Origin of the sequence: Virgibacillus dokdonensis, assembly GCF_900166595.1 — a bacterium.
GTDB lineage: Bacteria > Bacillota > Bacilli > Bacillales > Amphibacillaceae > Virgibacillus > Virgibacillus dokdonensis.
The window spans coordinates 225,018-242,315 of the sequence record NZ_LT745763.1; the positions used below are offsets into that span (position 1 = coordinate 225,018).

At 36.8% G+C, this 17,298-nt stretch carries 11 protein-coding genes and 1 riboswitch; of the genes, 5 read left to right on the plus strand and 6 right to left on the minus strand.

Annotated elements, in window-relative coordinates:
* Positions 1–760 precede the first annotated feature (760 nt).
* Together B2C77_RS02835 and rarD are read right to left on the minus strand one after the other, a co-directional pair.
* Positions 761–2,512 carry a PLP-dependent aspartate aminotransferase family protein gene (locus tag B2C77_RS02835; RefSeq protein ID WP_077702317.1) on the minus strand — a complete coding sequence of 584 codons (1,752 nt, stop codon included), beginning with the start codon at positions 2,510–2,512 and terminating at the stop codon, positions 761–763.
* Between the two features lie 289 nt (positions 2,513–2,801).
* Positions 2,802–2,921, minus strand: a riboswitch (SAM riboswitch).
* A 105-nt stretch (positions 2,922–3,026) separates the two neighbouring features.
* Entirely contained in the window at positions 3,027–3,938 is a 912-nt protein-coding gene (rarD, locus tag B2C77_RS02840) for an EamA family transporter RarD (protein ID WP_077702318.1), read from the minus strand.
* A gap of 524 nt (positions 3,939–4,462) precedes the next feature.
* Here rarD and cls point away from each other — a divergent pair.
* The 3 genes from cls (at position 4,463) to B2C77_RS02855 (ending at position 8,416) form a co-directional block, all read left to right on the plus strand.
* The gene (cls, locus tag B2C77_RS02845) at positions 4,463–5,911 is read left to right on the plus strand and encodes a cardiolipin synthase (RefSeq protein WP_414930254.1); all 1,449 of its coding nucleotides are present in this window, start codon (positions 4,463–4,465) and stop codon (positions 5,909–5,911) included.
* A 189-nt stretch (positions 5,912–6,100) separates the two neighbouring features.
* Positions 6,101–6,625, plus strand: a complete 525-nt coding sequence (locus tag B2C77_RS02850) for an acyl-CoA thioesterase (protein WP_176087263.1) — start codon at positions 6,101–6,103, stop codon at positions 6,623–6,625.
* Between the two features lie 378 nt (positions 6,626–7,003).
* On the plus strand, positions 7,004–8,416 hold the full coding sequence (locus tag B2C77_RS02855) for an alanine/glycine:cation symporter family protein (RefSeq protein ID WP_414930256.1): 1,413 nt from the start codon (positions 7,004–7,006) through the stop codon (positions 8,414–8,416).
* Positions 8,417–8,498: 82 nt separating this feature from the next.
* Here B2C77_RS02855 and B2C77_RS02860 read toward each other — a convergent pair whose 3' ends face one another.
* Positions 8,499–8,828: a winged helix-turn-helix transcriptional regulator gene (locus B2C77_RS02860; protein WP_077702321.1), complete on the minus strand. Its 330-nt coding sequence runs from the start codon at positions 8,826–8,828 to the stop codon at positions 8,499–8,501.
* Between the two features lie 452 nt (positions 8,829–9,280).
* Here B2C77_RS02860 and B2C77_RS02865 point away from each other — a divergent pair, with 452 nt between their 5' ends.
* A complete protein-coding gene (locus tag B2C77_RS02865) occupies positions 9,281–10,519 on the plus strand; it encodes an aminopeptidase (RefSeq protein WP_077702322.1) in 1,239 nt (412 codons plus the stop codon).
* Positions 10,520–10,951: 432 nt separating this feature from the next.
* Here the strand turns inward: B2C77_RS02865 and recQ are convergent, their stop codons facing one another.
* Positions 10,952–13,087 (minus strand): DNA helicase RecQ, encoded by a 2,136-nt coding sequence (recQ, locus tag B2C77_RS02870; protein WP_141130668.1) that lies wholly within the window; start codon positions 13,085–13,087, stop codon positions 10,952–10,954.
* 264 nt (positions 13,088–13,351) lie between these two features.
* Between recQ and B2C77_RS02875 the strand changes: the two genes are divergently transcribed.
* Positions 13,352–13,915: a hypothetical protein gene (locus B2C77_RS02875; RefSeq protein ID WP_077702324.1), complete on the plus strand. Its 564-nt coding sequence runs from the start codon at positions 13,352–13,354 to the stop codon at positions 13,913–13,915.
* Between the two features lie 181 nt (positions 13,916–14,096).
* On the opposite strand, the gene B2C77_RS02880 is transcribed toward B2C77_RS02875, so the two are convergent.
* Both B2C77_RS02880 and brnQ read right to left on the minus strand, forming a co-directional pair.
* Positions 14,097–15,212, minus strand: coding sequence for an IS4 family transposase (locus tag B2C77_RS02880; protein WP_077702325.1), 1,116 nt, complete (start codon positions 15,210–15,212; stop codon positions 14,097–14,099).
* A 170-nt stretch (positions 15,213–15,382) separates the two neighbouring features.
* Positions 15,383–16,681 (minus strand): branched-chain amino acid transport system II carrier protein, encoded by a 1,299-nt coding sequence (gene brnQ / locus B2C77_RS02885; protein ID WP_077702326.1) that lies wholly within the window; start codon positions 16,679–16,681, stop codon positions 15,383–15,385.
* Positions 16,682–17,298 lie beyond the last annotated feature (617 nt).

Sequence of the window (17,298 nt, forward strand, 5' to 3'; positions counted from 1 at the left end):
GAGGACTTTGTTTGTATGATTAGAGTATTGGCTGCTTGTAGTATACAGCATATGTATACTACAAGCATTTGCTTACACTATAGGGCAGTATAATATTTTGAAGTTTATCCCGACTATAAGATACTATAAAACTCGCGTTGTTCTGAGCTAACAGCATCCCAACTTTTAAAATAAGTAGGGGATGAAAGAAAATTCCACTGATTAGAAATTCACTTTATATCATAAGTTGAATTTTTCCAATTAGACGTATCAAATCTTCTATTTCTACTGACTACTTTCATAGCTTGCCGATTTTGGCTACCTTCATTCATTTTATCATTAGAAAAACTTGGCTTGTCGTAGGAAGAAAGCCTTTATTTTTCTTAAGAGATAAGAAAGTATAAAATTAGGGGCTAATGAGGGGCTTATGTATAACCAAATAACCTAATAAGCCAGCACCCAGCAACTAGGCGACTTCACCAAATCGCCTTACGATAAGTCATCATCTGTTCGTGCTAAATAGGAAGGTCGACTAAAACGGGCTTGCCTTAGTGCGTCGGCATACCCCTGTTTTAGTGGCATGACTCCTAAAACTTTCGTTGATTTGTTCCACTCGCTACGTTGCTAAACGAGCGCCCTGCCTTTGTTCTACTATAAACCAAAAAAATCTAATAGTAAAAAAGATCGCCTTCAATTACAAGGCGATCAGAAAGGGAAGGTTAGTTATAATTTTTCCAATTATACAAACAAATAAACCTGTTATAAAAAAGGTAATGGTATGCTATGCAAATACAGGTGCCTCCGTAGCATTGTTTCGAAGCAATAACGCTTCTTCATAAGGGTTTTTTTGTGTAATAACAGTAATGCCAGTTGCTTTAGCATGTTCTATCGTAGCAGCTGTTTCATTTGTTTTTTCCACCCATAAAAGCTTACAGTCTTTATTTACGAGCTGCTCTAACAGTGGAGCTGGTAATGTAGGCTGCAGTGACCAAGTAGCGTCCACTACTGGGATGTCCGTTAATTCTTTATACTGTGGTAAAGGGATAGTTAGGTTAGTACTTCCCACAACAGCTATATCGAATCCGAACGCTTGTAATTGGAAGACTTTTTTTCGGTCTGTTTCATTTGCTGTTTCTAAACCGTATACGGCAAGGCATTTTTTGCGCACATTTCCACCGTCTCTTAAAAAAGAAGAATGAAGCAGCCAATGGATAGCCTGTTGTTCACCAATAGCGATGGTTGCTTGTTCCCCTGTAGCTTTTGCTATTGCGTTGTCCAAAGTAATGAGTAGATCATGAACAGACTCTAAGCCAACCGATAAACGAATGGTTTCTTCTGTTGTCCCACTTGCGGCTAATTCCTCCGTTGTTAGCTGTTGATGTGTGGTAGATGCAGGGTGAATAATGAGCGATTTAGCATCACCTACATTTGCTACATGCGACCATAATTCAATTTGATCAATTAATTGTCTTCCAGCTTCCCTTCCACCTTGAATACCGAACGTTATAATTGACCCGGCAGTACCCTCACGAAAGTATTTTTTTGTTAATGGATAGGAAGGATGATTGGACAAGCCAGGATAATTAACCCAATCAATTGCTGGATGATCTGTTAAAAAAGCAGCAATTTTTTGTGCGTTCTTCGTATGTTGTTGCATGCGTAAATGTAACGTTTCTAACCCTTGAAGCAACAAAAATGCGCTATGTGGGCTTAAACAAGCTCCAATATCACGAATTAATTGTACACGTAGTTTTGTAGCGAAAGCGGCAGGTCCAACATCAGCAAATCGCAAGCCGTTGTAACTTGCATCAGGTTCGGTAAAACCTGGGAATCTATCGTGATTCCAATCAAACCTTCCTCCGTCTACAACCACCCCGCCAATCGTTGTTCCGTGACCACCGATCCATTTTGTTGCAGAATGGACAATAATATCTGCTCCCCATGCGAATGGTTTAACGAGGTAAGGGGCAAAGGTATTATCGATAATTATAGGGATATGGTGTGCATGTGCTATTGCTGCGATCGTTTCAATATCAAAAACATGCAGGCTGGGATTGGTGATCGTTTCCCCAAAAATAGCTTTTGTTTTCTCAGTAATTGCAGCCTCTACTTCATTTGGATTGGAACCATCTATGAATTTTACATGAATTCCGTAACGAGGAAGTATATTAGCAAATAAATTGTATGTGCCACCGTAAAGATTGCTATCGGTAATAATTTCGTCCCCAGCACTTGCTACATTTAAAATAGCGAAAGTGATTGCGGCCATTCCAGAAGATGTAGCTACTGCAGCGACACCATCTTCTAGTTGGGCAACACGTTGTTCAAACGTATCTACAGTTGGATTACCAATTCGGGAGTATATATTTCCAGGTTCTTTTAAACCGAATAAGTTTTGTGCGTGTTCTGTATCGTTAAATACATAAGAGGTCGTTTGGTAAATAGGGACTGCTCTAGCTCCTGTTTCTGAATCGGGGGTTTGCCCACCGTGAAGTAATGCAGTTTCTGGATTTTGCGTAAAAAAATGACTCATTATTTTTCCTCCTTTGATTAAATGTAAAAATGGGTTTGCTATTCGACTAATTGAAAAAGAGAGTGCATGGATAAGAACCATGCATCTTGTGTTGCACTATAGAAAAGTATAAAATTTTTTGGGTTTATAGTATAAGAAAAATGACAGCGTTTTTTCGCCATAAGACTTGGCGATAAGCGAAGTTTTTCTACTATTGGTTAGAAGTAAGTAGTTTGCAAGGAAGAAATGAAAACAAAAAATAAAAAACCCTCTTCTTAAGAAGAGGGTTTAAAATATACATTCCGTCCTCCTCTTATCTTCCAAACCTTATAATAGGTTTGTAGGATTTAGCACCGTAAAAAGCAAAGTTGGTTGCTTTCAGGTTGCCGGGCTTCACAGGGCCTATTCCCTCCACCGCTCATAATAAGAGATGTTATTTAAATTACTGAATATTATATAAGGTTCAAATGAATTTGTCAACGGTGATTTTTGTTATTAGAGCTTGCTTGTTCAACTGTTTGTTTTTAATAAAGCGTTAGTTTGCTTTTTTAAATTGCTTTTTTGTAGGCTTTTGGTAACTAGCTAACAGATAGTTAATCAGTGCGAACCATATGAATAAAAATGCGATGAAGTGAGCAGAAGTGAATGGCTCTTTATATAAAAAAACTCCTATTAACAACATAAGCGTTGGTGCAAGGTATTGCAAAAAGCCGACCAAGGATAAAGAAATGCGTTTCGCTCCACTTGCAAATAGTAATAACGGTATTGCTGTAACTACGCCAGCACCTATTAGTAGCATGTTTGTCGTTGATAGAATGGTGCTCCATTGAAAAGTGTTTTGCGGAAGAAACAATAAGAATAGAAGAGCGACTGGAGAAATTAACATCGTTTCGATTGTCAGTCCAATCATAGGACCAATATCTATCTTTTTCTTTAACAAACCGTACAACCCAAAGCTCGTTGCAAGCAATAAAGATATCCAAGGAAATACGCCATAACTTATTGTCAAATAAAGGACGCCAATAGCTGCCATGATAAAGGAAATGGTCTGTCTAAAGGTAAAAGATTCCTTCAGTACAAGGATACCAAGCAAAATACTGATTAAAGGGTTAATATAATATCCTAAACTTGCTTGAATAACATGATCATTGTGCACCGCCCAAATAAATGTCAGCCAATTGAGACTAATAACAGTAGTTGCCATAAAAACGCCTATGAATTTTCGTCTGTTTTGCATTAATGCCTTCCATTCGCGAAGCAATTCATGCCATTTCCCAACAATAAGTACAATGATAATCATAAAAATAGCCGACCATATAATTCGATGTGCCAGCGTTTCGCCAGGTGAAACGCTCTCTAGAAATTTCCAATAAATGGGAAGAACTCCCCATAAAGCATAAGCTCCTAAGGTATGTATGATACCCGTTTTATCTTGTGTAACGGTCATGTTCTCCCTTCTTTCATGTAAAATAATATGGTGAGTAAGAGATAAAAAAAGAAAATTCACGTTTATATATTGATGAAAGCACTGTGCAGTTAAGCTTTTTAATACAAAGAAAGCATGTAACCTCTCCAGATGGATGTCAATATAATATAGTCATTCTAAATCTCTTTTGCAAGAAAAGCAAGAATAGTAAGTAAAAGGCCTTTTCCAGATTCCGAGGAAAGGTTTTTTTGTACTATAGGAAAGTATAAAGGTTTAAAGTATAAGAAAAACGACAGCGTTTTTTCGCCATAATATTTGGCGACAAGCCAAGCTTTTCTAAATACATAGAAAAACATTAAAATGAAGGTTAATTTTATAAATAAAACAAAGGCTTTGGCCGTAAAGACTTTGTAAATCTATGTTTTGTTTATACATGAAAAGGGGATTTTAAAATACAATAGATAAAAAATGAATAACATGGTATGCTATAGTATTATGGAAGAGTGTAAAAAAAATGGAGTAAGGTTGGGGAAGGGGGGAAAGTGATGCAAATAGATCTATCTTCTTATTTGCTAAGCTTTGTTTTAATTTTAAATATTGCCTTAGGAATTTCTATTATCTTTCTTGAACGAAAAGATCCAACCTCAACTTGGGCTTGGCTAATGGTGCTATTGTTTATCCCAATTGCAGGGTTTATCCTGTATTTGATTTTTGGGAAACCAATTAGCAGAAGGCGTATTTTCACTTGGGATACCAAAAGTAGATTAGGGGTAAAAGCAGCCGTACAATCGCAGTTGCGTGCGCTTGAAGAAGGAACTTTTGAATTTAAAAACAAAGACATCGCTAAATATGAAGACCTCTATTATTTACATTTACGCAACGACGATGCAATTTTCACTCATAATAATGAAGTAAAGATTTTTACAGATGGTAAGGAGAAATTTGAAGCCTTAATCAAAGATTTAGAACGGGCTACAGATCATATTCATTTGTTGTATTATATTGTTCGTAGTGACCAGCTCGGCCAAAGAATTGCAGATGTGTTAATAAAAAAAGCAGAAGAAGGTCTAGAAGTACGTATGTTGTTTGATGATATGGGGTCACGATCTTTAAGTCGAAAGTATATAAAGAAACTTCTTAATGCCGGTGTAGAAGTAGAAGCTTTTTTTCCTCCTAAGATACCTAAGATTAATTTTAAAATAAATTACCGAAACCATCGTAAATTAGCCATTATTGACGGAAAGGTAGGGTATATTGGTGGCTTTAATATTGGTGATGAATATTTAGGGATGAATAAAAAATTTGGGTATTGGCGTGACACGCATTTGTGTATTTACGGAGATGCTGTACGCCAAATGCAAACACGTTTTATATTAGATTGGAACCAAGCTTCTCGTAACGACATCTTATATGAAGACCGTTATTATAGTGCTAACCCAGTAGGTCATGTTGGTGTACAAATTGTCTCCAGTGGACCTGATTCGGATTGGGAGCAAATAAAAAATGGCTACATTAAAATGATCATGACTGCAAAAGACTATGTTTATATTCAAACTCCTTATTTTATTCCTGATGAAAGCTTACGTGATGCACTGCGAATTGCTTCACTGTCTGGGGTCAATGTTCGAATCATGATTCCTAATAAACCAGATCATCCTTTCGTATATTGGGCAACATTATCACATATAGGGGATCTATTAGAAGCAGGAGCAGAAGTATTTATTTATCAAAATGGCTTTCTGCACGCCAAAACCATCGTAGTAGATGGTAAAATCGCTTCTGTTGGAACAGCAAATATTGATGTTCGTAGCTTCCGCTTAAACTTTGAAGTGAATGCTTTTTTATATGATAATGATTTGACGCAACAATTAGTATCGAAATTTGAAGAAGACATGTTACTATCGACACAAATGACAGAAGGTTTATATCGCCAGCGGTCGTTAGGAATTCGATTTAAAGAGTCTGTTTCACGACTTCTTTCGCCAGTATTATAAAGCAAGCCTTTCATCTGTATAAGCACTAATTGTTAGTAGGCCAATAATATGTGACCTAAAGGTCTCTAACGAAAAAAGGATTTTGTGCTGTTATCTCGCACGAAGTCTTGTCCAGCTCCATCTTCCAATTCTTGAAGTAAGTCTTACAGCACCCTAAGTATCGGATAAATGATAAGAAGGAGGGGTAAAGTGGAAAAAAGAACTTGTACACATTCTTTGGCAGTCAAAACATCGTATGTGTTGCCACCAGATACGAATACGTATGGTACGTTATTTGGCGGTAAGCTCATGGCTTATATGGATGATGTTGCTGCTATAGCCGCATCACGACATGCTCGTATGCCCGTTGTTACAGCTTCTACCGATTCGGTTGACTTTTTAGCTCCAGTAAAAGAAGGCCATTCTATCTGTGTGGAAGCTTTCGTTACCTGGACGCACAACACGTCGATGGAAGTATTTGTGAAAGCAGTAACGGAAGATTTACGAACTGGACAGCGGCAGGTTTGTTCAACTGCTTTTTTAACATTTGTAGCGATAGATGAAGAGGGAAAACCTAAACCTGTGCCAAGTGTCGTTCCAGAGTCCGAACATGAACAGAAACTGCATGCATCAGCAGCAGATCGCGCCAAACATAGAAAAGAGCGGAGAAAGCAGGCAAAAGAATTTGCTGAAATTTTTGGCACAGATTACCCATGGAATCGTTCGAGAAATTAATGTAAAATGATACAATAACAAGCAAATGGAAGCTGAAGCTCTTTGGGTGGAAAAGGGTCTTCCACGACATCTTTGGCTTAGTTAGGCGGAAGAATTAAATGAAAGATTTTTTTATGATGACTGTAATGCGATGTACAACCTTATATGTAAAAGGGAATCTTTTTCAAAGACGTCCGCCTGCTGAGTCAGGCTGTTTTAATTTGCGCAGTAACCAATAATAAGGAGAGATTAGCTATATTGTCAAAAAGAGTTGGCGATAAGCGAAGTTTTTCTAAAGGGGAGATGAATAGGGGAATATTTCAATTTATTTAAAAAGTTTGTTGTTTTATGATGTGTGGAATGACATCATAAACAAGAGGAGGAATAATCGTGTTATTTTTGGAAAATTTGATTGGTGATGTAAATAATGTTTTATGGACATACGTCTTAATTGCTGTATTACTTGGATTAGGCTTATGGTTTACGATTAAAACAGGTTTTGTGCAATTCAGATACTTACCTGAGATGTTTCGAGTTATTGCAGATAAACGAACCATTAGTGCTGCAGGTAAAAAAGGGACTTCTTCATTTCAAGCTTTTGCCATTAGTGCAGCATCGAGAGTGGGGACTGGGAACATGGCTGGCGTAGCTGCAGCTATAGCAGCTGGAGGCCCGGGAGCGGTTTTATGGATGTGGATCATCGCTTTACTTGGTTCAGCCTCTGGTTTTGTAGAAAGTACATTAGCGCAAGTATATAAAGTTCCTCATGAAGATCAATATCGCGGTGGACCTGCATATTATATGGAAAAAGGACTAAAAAGTCGTTGGCTTGCAGTGTTATTTGCGATTACAATTACGTTTACGTACGGATTGGTGTTTAACTCTGTTCAATCAAATACTATTAGTTTGGCGTTTGAAAATCAATTTGCCATTGATAGTGAAGTTATTGCTATTATTTTATTTGTTTTTACTGCAATAGTTATTTTTGGTGGATTAAAGAGCATTGCGAATGTAACACAAATCATCGTACCTGTAATGGCTATTTTATATATTTTATTAGCTATTTATATTTTAATTACAAATATTACTGCAATCCCAGATATGTTAACGTATATCGTCTCCAATGCTTTTGGAATTCGTGAAGTAGCTGGTGGTGGTTTTGGTGCAGCTATTATGATGGGGATTAAACGTGGTTTGTTCTCTAATGAAGCAGGTATGGGTAGTGCCCCAAATGCTGCAGCGACTGCTGAAGTTACCCATCCTGCTAAGCAAGGGCTTATTCAGGCATTAGGGGTATTTTTTGATACGATTTTAATTTGTAGTGCCACTGCGTTTGTGATTATTACAGCAGGTGGTTTTGAAGGAAGTAAGGCTGACGGTATACAGTTGACGCAAAATGCGTTCACTTTCCATATAGGAGATTGGGCTGGCGGTTTTATTGCCATAGCTATACTATTGTTCGCTTATAGTTCCATTTTAGGGAATTATTACTATGGGGAAACAAATATAACGTACATCCGGGATAGTAAAGTAGGTTTATTTTTATATCGAATCGGAGCGCTATTAATGGTGGCGTTTGGTGCAATAGCTTCGTTTGACTTTGTTTGGTCATTAGCTGATTTAACGATGGCAATTATGGCTTTAATTAACTTGTATGCGATAGCCAGATTGTTTAAAATCGCTAATCAAGTGCTTCAAGATTATCGTAGACAACGGAAAGCAGGAAAAGATCCTGTCTTTTACCGCGATGTGTTAGATGATCAGGAAGGTATTGAATATTGGGATCGAGAACAAGCAGAGCATTCTAAATAAACAAACACAAAAAACAAGAGCGCGTCCTATGTATAGGAGGCGCTCTTGTTCATGCGTCAATATTCGGGAAAAAGATCTTTGTTTAACATTCCTCACTTGTCTCATCATCGGAAATATGTTCTTCTGCCCACTTTTGAATTTCTTTAATGACTGGTGCGAGTGCTTTTCCTTTCTCGGATAAAGAATATTCAATGCGAACAGGGAATTCCGAGTAGACATCTCTTGTAACAATACCTTCTTTTTCCAACATTTTTAGTCGATCTGAAAGTAAACGTCCACTTATTGGTAAATCAGCTTCCATTTCCGAAAATCGCTTTGTACCTTTAAGTAAATCAAACAGAATGAGTCCTACCCATCTTGTGCTTAATAAGCCCATTGCTTTTTCAAAACGAGGGCATAGATTCGTATCCATAGATCATCACCTCAATTGGTATCCATTCCCATAGATAAACAGTTATTACGAAAAGTAACTTGTTTCTAGGGTATCATATTTTAGATGTTGCGTAAAGTTTGCTAAGAAGCACGTTTGTGTTAAGTTTTTCTCTACATAAGTATAGCCCAAACATCCAACCTCTTTACGTCCACTTTTACTGTTTTAAAAGGAACAATTGGTTATAAATACATAGCTAGTGATCGCTGCTGCGGGGTCATCCCATTGCGCTTTCCCATCGAAGTCTTCGTGTTTTTCCTACGCTAACATGTTATTTTATTTTTTTTGAATAGAAATAGGCTCTAATGTCCTCCTCGTGAAATATTTTACACATACAAGAAGTACTTTCTCTTTGTAAATGTTCGGCTTTGGTATTTTCATTGTATTTGTGGAATAATAAAGGATATACACTAATTATTTTTTGGAGGTTAACAATGGTTACTGAACAAGTACAAAAAAAATATGCTACATTAGCACTTCGTACAGGTGTTAATTTACAAAAAGGGCAAGCTTTAATGATTAATGCACCAATAGAAGGGGCGGACTTCACAAAAATTGTAGTCCGCAAAGCCTATGAAATGGGAGCGAAAAACGTACATATTAATTGGGTAGACGACGAACTAACACGGCTTAAGTTCGAATATGCTCCCGATGAAGTCATTGCCCATTTCCCAGAATGGAGAGTCATGCTTCATGAAAGTTTTGCTGAGGATGGAGCAGCAGTTTTAAACATTCGTTCAACGAATCCAGACTTATTGCAAGGAATTGACTCAGCTAAAGTGGCAAAAGCAAATAAAGCAGGCGCAGAAGCCATGAAAAATTTTCGCAAATATACGATGAATGATAAGATTGCGTGGTCCATTATTTCGATCCCTACAGGGGACTGGGCGCAAAAGATTTTTCCTAATAAATCAAGAGAAGCTGCTATAGAGAGCCTTTGGGAGGCGATTGTGAAAATTGTTCGTGTAGATAAGGAAGATCCTATAGCTGCTTGGGAGGAGCATAATGCTTCTTTACGTGTGGCAAGAGAGGTTTTAAACGATAAAAACTATAAGAAGCTTATTTTTAAAGCACCAGGTACAAATTTGGAAATGGAGCTTCCAGAAGGACATATCTGGAAAGGCGGCTCTGCCCAAACGGAGGGTGGTATAACGTTTAATCCGAATATGCCAACAGAAGAAGTGTTTAGCTTGCCGCATAAATATCGCGTGAACGGTACTGTTTCAAGTACGAAGCCGTTGAATTATGGCGGAAGCTTGATTGATCGATTCAAATTAACATTTAAAGATGGAGAAGTTGTTGATTTTACCGCTGAACAAGGTCAAGATACATTAGAGCATTTACTAAATATTGACGAAGGCTCTAAACGTCTTGGTGAAGTGGCTCTTGTTCCTCATGAATCACCAGTATCACAGTCTGGGCTCATTTTTTACAATACGTTATTTGATGAAAATGCTTCTTGTCATATCGCATTAGGAAAAGCTTATCCAACGAACTTGGAAGGCGGAGCGCAAATGAATGAGGAGGAATTAGATCAACATGGCGTTAATGATAGCTTAAGTCACGTTGACTTTATGATTGGTTCGGATCAACTTGATATCGATGGCGTATTTGCCGATGGCACAACTGAGCCGGTGTTTCGGAACGGAACATGGGCGTGGAAAAAGAAGTAATAAGCTGATTGCTTGTTTGGAAATAAGAAATAAAGCAAAACATCCATCTCGAGTGTGTAAGTCGAGATGGATGTTTTGGTTTACACTATAGGAAAGTATAAAAGTTTAAAGATTTATCGTATAAGAAAACGACAGCATTTTTCTGCCATAAGACTTGGTAACTTCAGCTCCATTGCCCTACGATAAGTCATCATCGGATCGTGTTAAATAGGAAGGCCGACTAAAACAGGGGTATAATTCTTTTATCTCTGTTGATTCCATTCGCTACGTTGCTAAACGGGATCTTGCGCCTTTGCTCCCAAGCATCAGTTTTTTAGGTTTATCGTATTGGCAGATTTTATTATAAAGGTTTTGGCGGTAGCTTTAAGCCATGCCTTTAGATTACTAACGATTTGTGGAGAAGAAGGGACTTCTCGCTGATTAAGATTTCCTTTATAAATGACCGTGCTTCGTTAAAACAGCTTTGATTTTTGTATACCCAATTGTGTCTGGTAAAGAATCTTTTAATGGTTTTAGTTTTGGTTCGTCCAATTCTTCACGAGCAGCCAAAACAGCTTCTTCTTCCTGTGAGGTGAAAAATATTTCCCAAGCGATAGGATATCCGTCTTTAAAAGCTTTAAATAAATGGTTTTCTATGGTTTGTACAGATAGATCGCGCATAGTAGCGATGTCTTGAATTGCTTTTCCCGACCGAAATAGCTGATAACTTATGATGTGACTTGGCTGGTCTTCCTGTTTAGGGTTCGATTTTTTTATAGGTCTTGATTCTTGAATGGGAATTACCTTTTGAACATCAGGGTGTTCTTCTCGCCATTTTTGAATAACGGTTAGAAACGCTTCTCCATACTGGTCAAACTTCCTTTCGCCAACTCCTTTAACCAGTAACATTTCTTCTTTGGTAGTTGGAAAATACCTACTTAAATCCTTTAGTGTTGCATCGGAAAACAGAATGTAAGGTGGCACGTTTTGTTCTTCCGCTAGCTGCTTTCTTAATTGTCGTAGTGAAGTGAATAAATCTTCATGATAATCTGCTACGTCATTTGTTGGCATAGGAGCAGTAAACATCCAAACGGTTCTTTTCCCTTTTAATATATCAACGGATTGTTGGTTCAACTTTAGTGTTGGAAACTTCCCTTCTTCGGTTGCTAGCAATTGTTCAGCAACTAAAAACTGGATCCATTCTGTCAGTTCTCTTTCGGTATAGGCGGACAGAATACCGTATGTAGATAAAGTATGTAGGCGGAATTGCCTGATTTTCCTATCTTTAGACCCTTTTAACACTTTAGCTGTCATACCTACGCCAAATTTTTCGCCCATTCGTTTTACACAGGAGAGGATTTTTTGTGCCTCTTCTGTCATATCCACTTTCTCTTGTCGTTTTACACAATTGCTACAGCGTCCGCATCTTTTTTTCAATGAAGCGTGAAAATAACCTAAAATATAATCGGTTAAGCAACTATGTGTATGACAGTAATTAATCATTGCTTGTAATTTACGGTATTCTGCTTGCTTCACAGATTCTTCCATATTGGATTGTTCAATTAAAAATTTTTGTAGTTGAATATCCTGCGGAGAAAATAACAGGATACAATCACTTTTCTCCCCGTCTCTGCCAGCTCTACCTGCTTCTTGGTAATACGATTCAATATTCATTGGCATGGCGTAATGAATCACAAAGCGAACATTAGATTTATCAATTCCCATACCGAACGCATTCGTTGCTACCATAAGTTGTTTTTCATCATGAATAAAGGCAGCTTGGGCTCTCTTTCTATCCATTTCTGATAATCCTGCATGATATTTTGCCACAGAATACCCTTGCGTTTCAAGCTGATCATAGAGAGAATCCGTTTGTTTTCTTGTAGCTGCATAAATAATCCCAGATTCTTCTTTTCGTTCTTGTAAGAAAGATTGAATGTAAGCGCGCTTATCTCTTCCTTTAATGACATGAAAAGCGAGGTTTTCTCTTTCAAAACCTGTGTTAACAACATTTTCAATATGTAGTTGCTGCTGAATATCTTCAATTACTTCTGTAGTGGCTGTTGCTGTTAGAGCCATCATCACAGGTCTTTTTGGTAACTGTTGCAATTGGGGAATAATGGAGCGATAGCTAGGTCGAAAATCATGCCCCCATTGTGATATACAGTGTGCTTCATCAAAAGCAATTAAGGATATGCGTATGCGGTGCAATACACGCATAAAAAAGCTAGATTCAAATCGTTCTGGAGCTACATAGACAAACTTGTATCTCCCTAGCGAAATGTCTCGTAGACGCGTTTGCTGCTGTTCTGGAGACAAGGAACTATTGATATATGTAGCGGCAACCCCTAAAGCTTGTAAAGCATCCACTTGATCCTTCATTAAAGAAATAAGTGGGGAGATAATAATTGCTGTTCCCTCTAAGGCTAGTCCGGGTATTTGATAGCATAACGACTTTCCGCCTCCTGTAGGCATAACAGCAAGAATGTTGTTTCCATTTATGATAAAGTCAATAGCTTCCTTTTGACCTGGTCGAAATTGTTGGTAACCAAAATAGGTTTGTAATAGTTTTTCTTCACGTAAACCCAATGTCATTTTCCTCCTTTACCCCATCCATCTTAACATATTTTACAACATGATTACGTATTTATGGCTAGGTGAAAATATATGGGAATAGAGTATTTTCTGATTTATCGTTACATAAATTGTGTTAAAATTAAAAAATATATGATCGAACTGTAATTTCGAATGGAAAAGGGGGTATATTGCAAAATTTGATATTTAGTTTAACTTTTATACACTATATTTAAGTTGAAATAAGTATCCTAAAGAACTTTAAATACGGAGGTTTTTATGAGGAAAATGGAATTAAATTATATTTTAAATCACGGAGATATTCAAAAGTTAGCTGAAAATTATAACGAGAACAGTACGAGGGCTAAGCGAGCTAAAAAATGGATGGTCATAGGCGCTTTAGTTCTTTCCCTTATTTTAAGTGCTTTTCCTACTCTCGTAATGGGCAGAGGATTTGATTTTTATTTAGTTTTAGTTCTTATTAGCTTTATCATAACTTCTATCCTTTCTTTGCAGCAGCAAAAAAAGGATCTTATAACAAGTACAAATAGACGTTTAACAAAAGAAAATATAGGACTATTAGGTGAATATCTTACAACTATCTCTGAAGACGGGATTCATGCTACTTTATTTCCCAATGATCCAAAAAAAGAAAGAAATATAACAAATAGTTGGGAAGAAATAGACTATTACAGTAAAGAAAGAAATCTATTTTTTGTTTATGTTGATCGTATTAATTTTGTTTACGTTATCAAGGCTGAAGAAGCTGCAAGAGTAGATCAGTTTTTAAATAAAAAATTACCTGTCAGAAAAAATAAAAGTGGTTCTAATCATAAAAGCTAAATAATTGGAACCACTTTTTTTATTTACCTCATAGCACTAGCATTGCATAAATATGGTTTGAAAATTCAGTAAACATCTTTGCAGGATTTTTTGCCAAAAAGACAAAGGCTAAACAAAGGTGGTCTGTCCATTTAGAAAAATTATACAATTAAACTATTAGCAACAGCGACACTGTATGTATTTACGGAATAGATCTATCGTCAAATCTGCGAATCCAGATGTACGCAGGTTTCCACAGCGCTTTATTTAACCAGCGGCTAATTCGGAGTAAGGACTTCTTACTCCTCATCTCTAACTGGATAAGTACATGTAAACAGTAAGCAATGAGCGCAAGGAAGATTTGATTTTGAATGGCAGTTTCGCTCATGCCATAAAAGTGTTTGATCTCTACATGCTGTTTGAGCCATTTGAAAAATAGCTCTATGGCCCACCGTTGACGGTAAATTTCACTAATCTCTTCGGAATTTAGATCGAAACGGTTAGTAATTAATCGTAGAATGTTTCCCTTTGTATCCACTACTTCAAGTAGGCGGAATACATTCTCTGTACGATTTTGCGTCGAACCGATGTAAACCATCTTGTCGGATAAAACCGTAGAATCTTTAGGTATAGAAAATGATTCTACTTCACGAGTGATGGCGTTTTTCTTCAGTCTTGATACGAAAAAATAGCCTTCATCTGTCATTCGATCAAATCGTTCATAATCAACGTATCCACGGTCAAACACATACATGGCTTCTTTGTCGTCTACGAGAACTTCCAGTTGATTTCTGTCATGTTCTTTGGCTGTTGTAATCACTGCTTTTTCAGGATAGACGGTATCTTTATTCATAAATATAAGTCGTAAATGTAGCTTAACTCCTGCTTTTGTTTTACGGAACTTTGCCCACTTATGATTCGTTAAGTTTAATGGAAGCGTGCTAGAATCAATGATTTTCAATGGCATGTATTTCCCGTTTTTAAATTGGATACCTTTTATTTTGTAAACAAGGTCCAAGAATAAATGGGAAAGGATCATTGGATTCATTTCATTATTCTTCCTTGATAGCTGAGATGTACTAATCGATTCAAACCCCAGTGCTTTCTGAAGTCCATCATCTATTAGGGCATCGCTCATTTCTTCCAAGCTCTCGAATCCTTGCAGTTGGGCAAGTAACATGAGCTTTATATACCCTGCAGTTGTTAGCTTTTTTGTGTAGTAATCTTGTTTATTTTCTTCTACTTGTTCAAATAGTTTTTTCGTATTTATAGGTGAAACCCATTTACCAAATGATGATTTTAGTGTATTCTTGTCTATACGGATTATCCTTTACTTTTGGATTTGGACAGGAACCACCTGTACTTCCATTGTAAAGGATTTTTTTGTATCATGAACACGTAATTATTGAACATTTTCAGTATTTTGAATCATCAGGTTTAATTAATGCAATGCTAGTGACCTCATAGACTAATATAAAAATTTTTCATTCAAACAGACGCTTCACGCTTTTGTATTTTGGATAGAACCCAACCAATGAATCCACCGATGATTGCAGGAAGCAACCAACCTAATCCGATATTAGAAAACGGAAGCATTGTCATATATTCCGAGATAAATGACATTTTCACTCCTAATTCTAGTATTCCGTCATACAAGCTGACGATAGCAGTAAAGAGGATGGCTCCTCGATAAACAGCTTGCTTATTTTTAAACAGTGGCTGCATAAAGGTAAGTAGAATAAGCACAATAGCAATTGGATATAAGCAAACAAGTACTGGTACAGAAAAACGAATGATTGTATTTAGTCCTTGGTTGGCAATGAGATAACTTGCGAATGTAATAATGACCGCAAGCCACTTATAGGGTACTGGACTGATTTTTGCGAAAAATTGCGAAGCGGCTACAACGAGTCCTACAGATGTTGTAAAACAGGCTAATGTTACGATAATTCCTAGTAACAATGTACCTGACGTGTTAAATATTTGCGTAGCTGCTTCTGACAATATCTCGCCGCCATTTACAAACGAGCTACCATTCGGCATTCTCGCACTAATCCAACCGAGAGAAGCGTAGACGATAGCTAGTCCAACTCCTGCTATTGTTCCGGATTTTAACGTTGCTTTTATAATGTCCGCTTTTGCGGATAATCCACGCTCTTTAAAAGTTTGCACAACAATAATACCAAAGGCTAATGCAGCGATTGCATCCATTGTTAAATATCCTTCAACAAAACCTGTGAAAAATGGATTTTGGGCATAATCTCCAGAAGCTGTTGGTAGTGGCTGATTAAATAAAATAAGTCCTCCAATGACTAGCGCTGCGATGGAAAGCAATAGGATTGGTGTTAGTAGCTGACCGATGCGATCCACCATTTTGGACGGGTTTAAACTGACGAAAAGAACAGCTAAGAAGAATATGCTCGTAAATAGCAATAAAGCTGCGGAAGAAGTATTTTGTAATAGCGGCTCAACGCTCATTTCATAACCAACAGTAGCCGCTCTTGGTATGCCAAAAAATGGTCCGATTGCTAAATAAACAAGACAGGTGAAAATAAGTCCAAACAAAGGATGAACATGATTTCCAAGTTCTCTAGCATCATTTTTTACATAAGAAATTGCTGTAACTGCTAAAATTGGTATGCCAATGCCAGTAATGATAAATCCTATAATAGCTGGAAAAAAAGACGAGCCTGAAGAAACTCCTAAAATAGGAGGATAGATTAAGTTACCAGCGCCGAAAAACAAAGCAAATAGCATAAAACCAATAATAAATGTATCACGTTTCATGATTGTTCCCTCCGTATTAAAAGGCAATGCTTTTCCAGGATGATTAACAAGCGTTGTATTTTAACTATTTTGAAAGTATAAAATTTTAAAATGAACAGTATAAAATAATAGCTTTTACAACTAGTTAATAAGCCGAGTTTTTTAGAGAATTAGAATTAACTGACAATAATAAATAATACCTTGTCTATGTTTTCTAAGTAAAAATTGGCTCTATAATCTGAAAATTTCGCCTTTTGATGTCGCTTTTTTGAAAATAGTACAAAGCAGTCATTATAGTAACAGGTAGTTGTTTTCTATGTCAATAAAACAGTATAAAAACTTGTCTTATCTTCACGCCTCTATGATGAAAGCCTTCGTTTTACCCATACTTTAACCTTGAAATTTTAGATACTTTCCCACAATGTCCATAAAAATGAAGGGGTAACTCATGGAAGCAGTATTATGCATACTTCTTTCATACAAAAAACGTAAAAGAAAAAAAGTTTGCAATAATTTATTTTAAATCTTATTTGATAAAAATTGTTTACATTATTGCTTTTCACCTTTAAAATGTTTTTATCTTGTGTTTAACTTATAACGTAGGTTCGGCACGAAAGATTTAAACTATTAGGAAAGTA

Excerpts from the sequence above, each read along its gene's own strand:
- B2C77_RS02835 (WP_077702317.1), bottom strand. The coding sequence starts at position 2,512 with ATGAGTCATTTTTTTACGCAAAATCCAGAAACTGCATTACTTCACGGT.
- rarD (WP_077702318.1), bottom strand. The coding sequence starts at position 3,938 with ATGACCGTTACACAAGATAAAACGGGTATCATACATACCTTAGGAGCT.
- cls (WP_414930254.1), top strand. The coding sequence starts at position 4,463 with ATGCAAATAGATCTATCTTCTTATTTGCTAAGCTTTGTTTTAATTTTA.
- B2C77_RS02860 (WP_077702321.1), bottom strand. The coding sequence starts at position 8,828 with ATGGATACGAATCTATGCCCTCGTTTTGAAAAAGCAATGGGCTTATTA.
- B2C77_RS02865 (WP_077702322.1), top strand. The coding sequence starts at position 9,281 with ATGGTTACTGAACAAGTACAAAAAAAATATGCTACATTAGCACTTCGT.
- B2C77_RS02875 (WP_077702324.1), top strand. The coding sequence starts at position 13,352 with ATGAGGAAAATGGAATTAAATTATATTTTAAATCACGGAGATATTCAA.
- brnQ (WP_077702326.1), bottom strand. The coding sequence starts at position 16,681 with ATGAAACGTGATACATTTATTATTGGTTTTATGCTATTTGCTTTGTTT.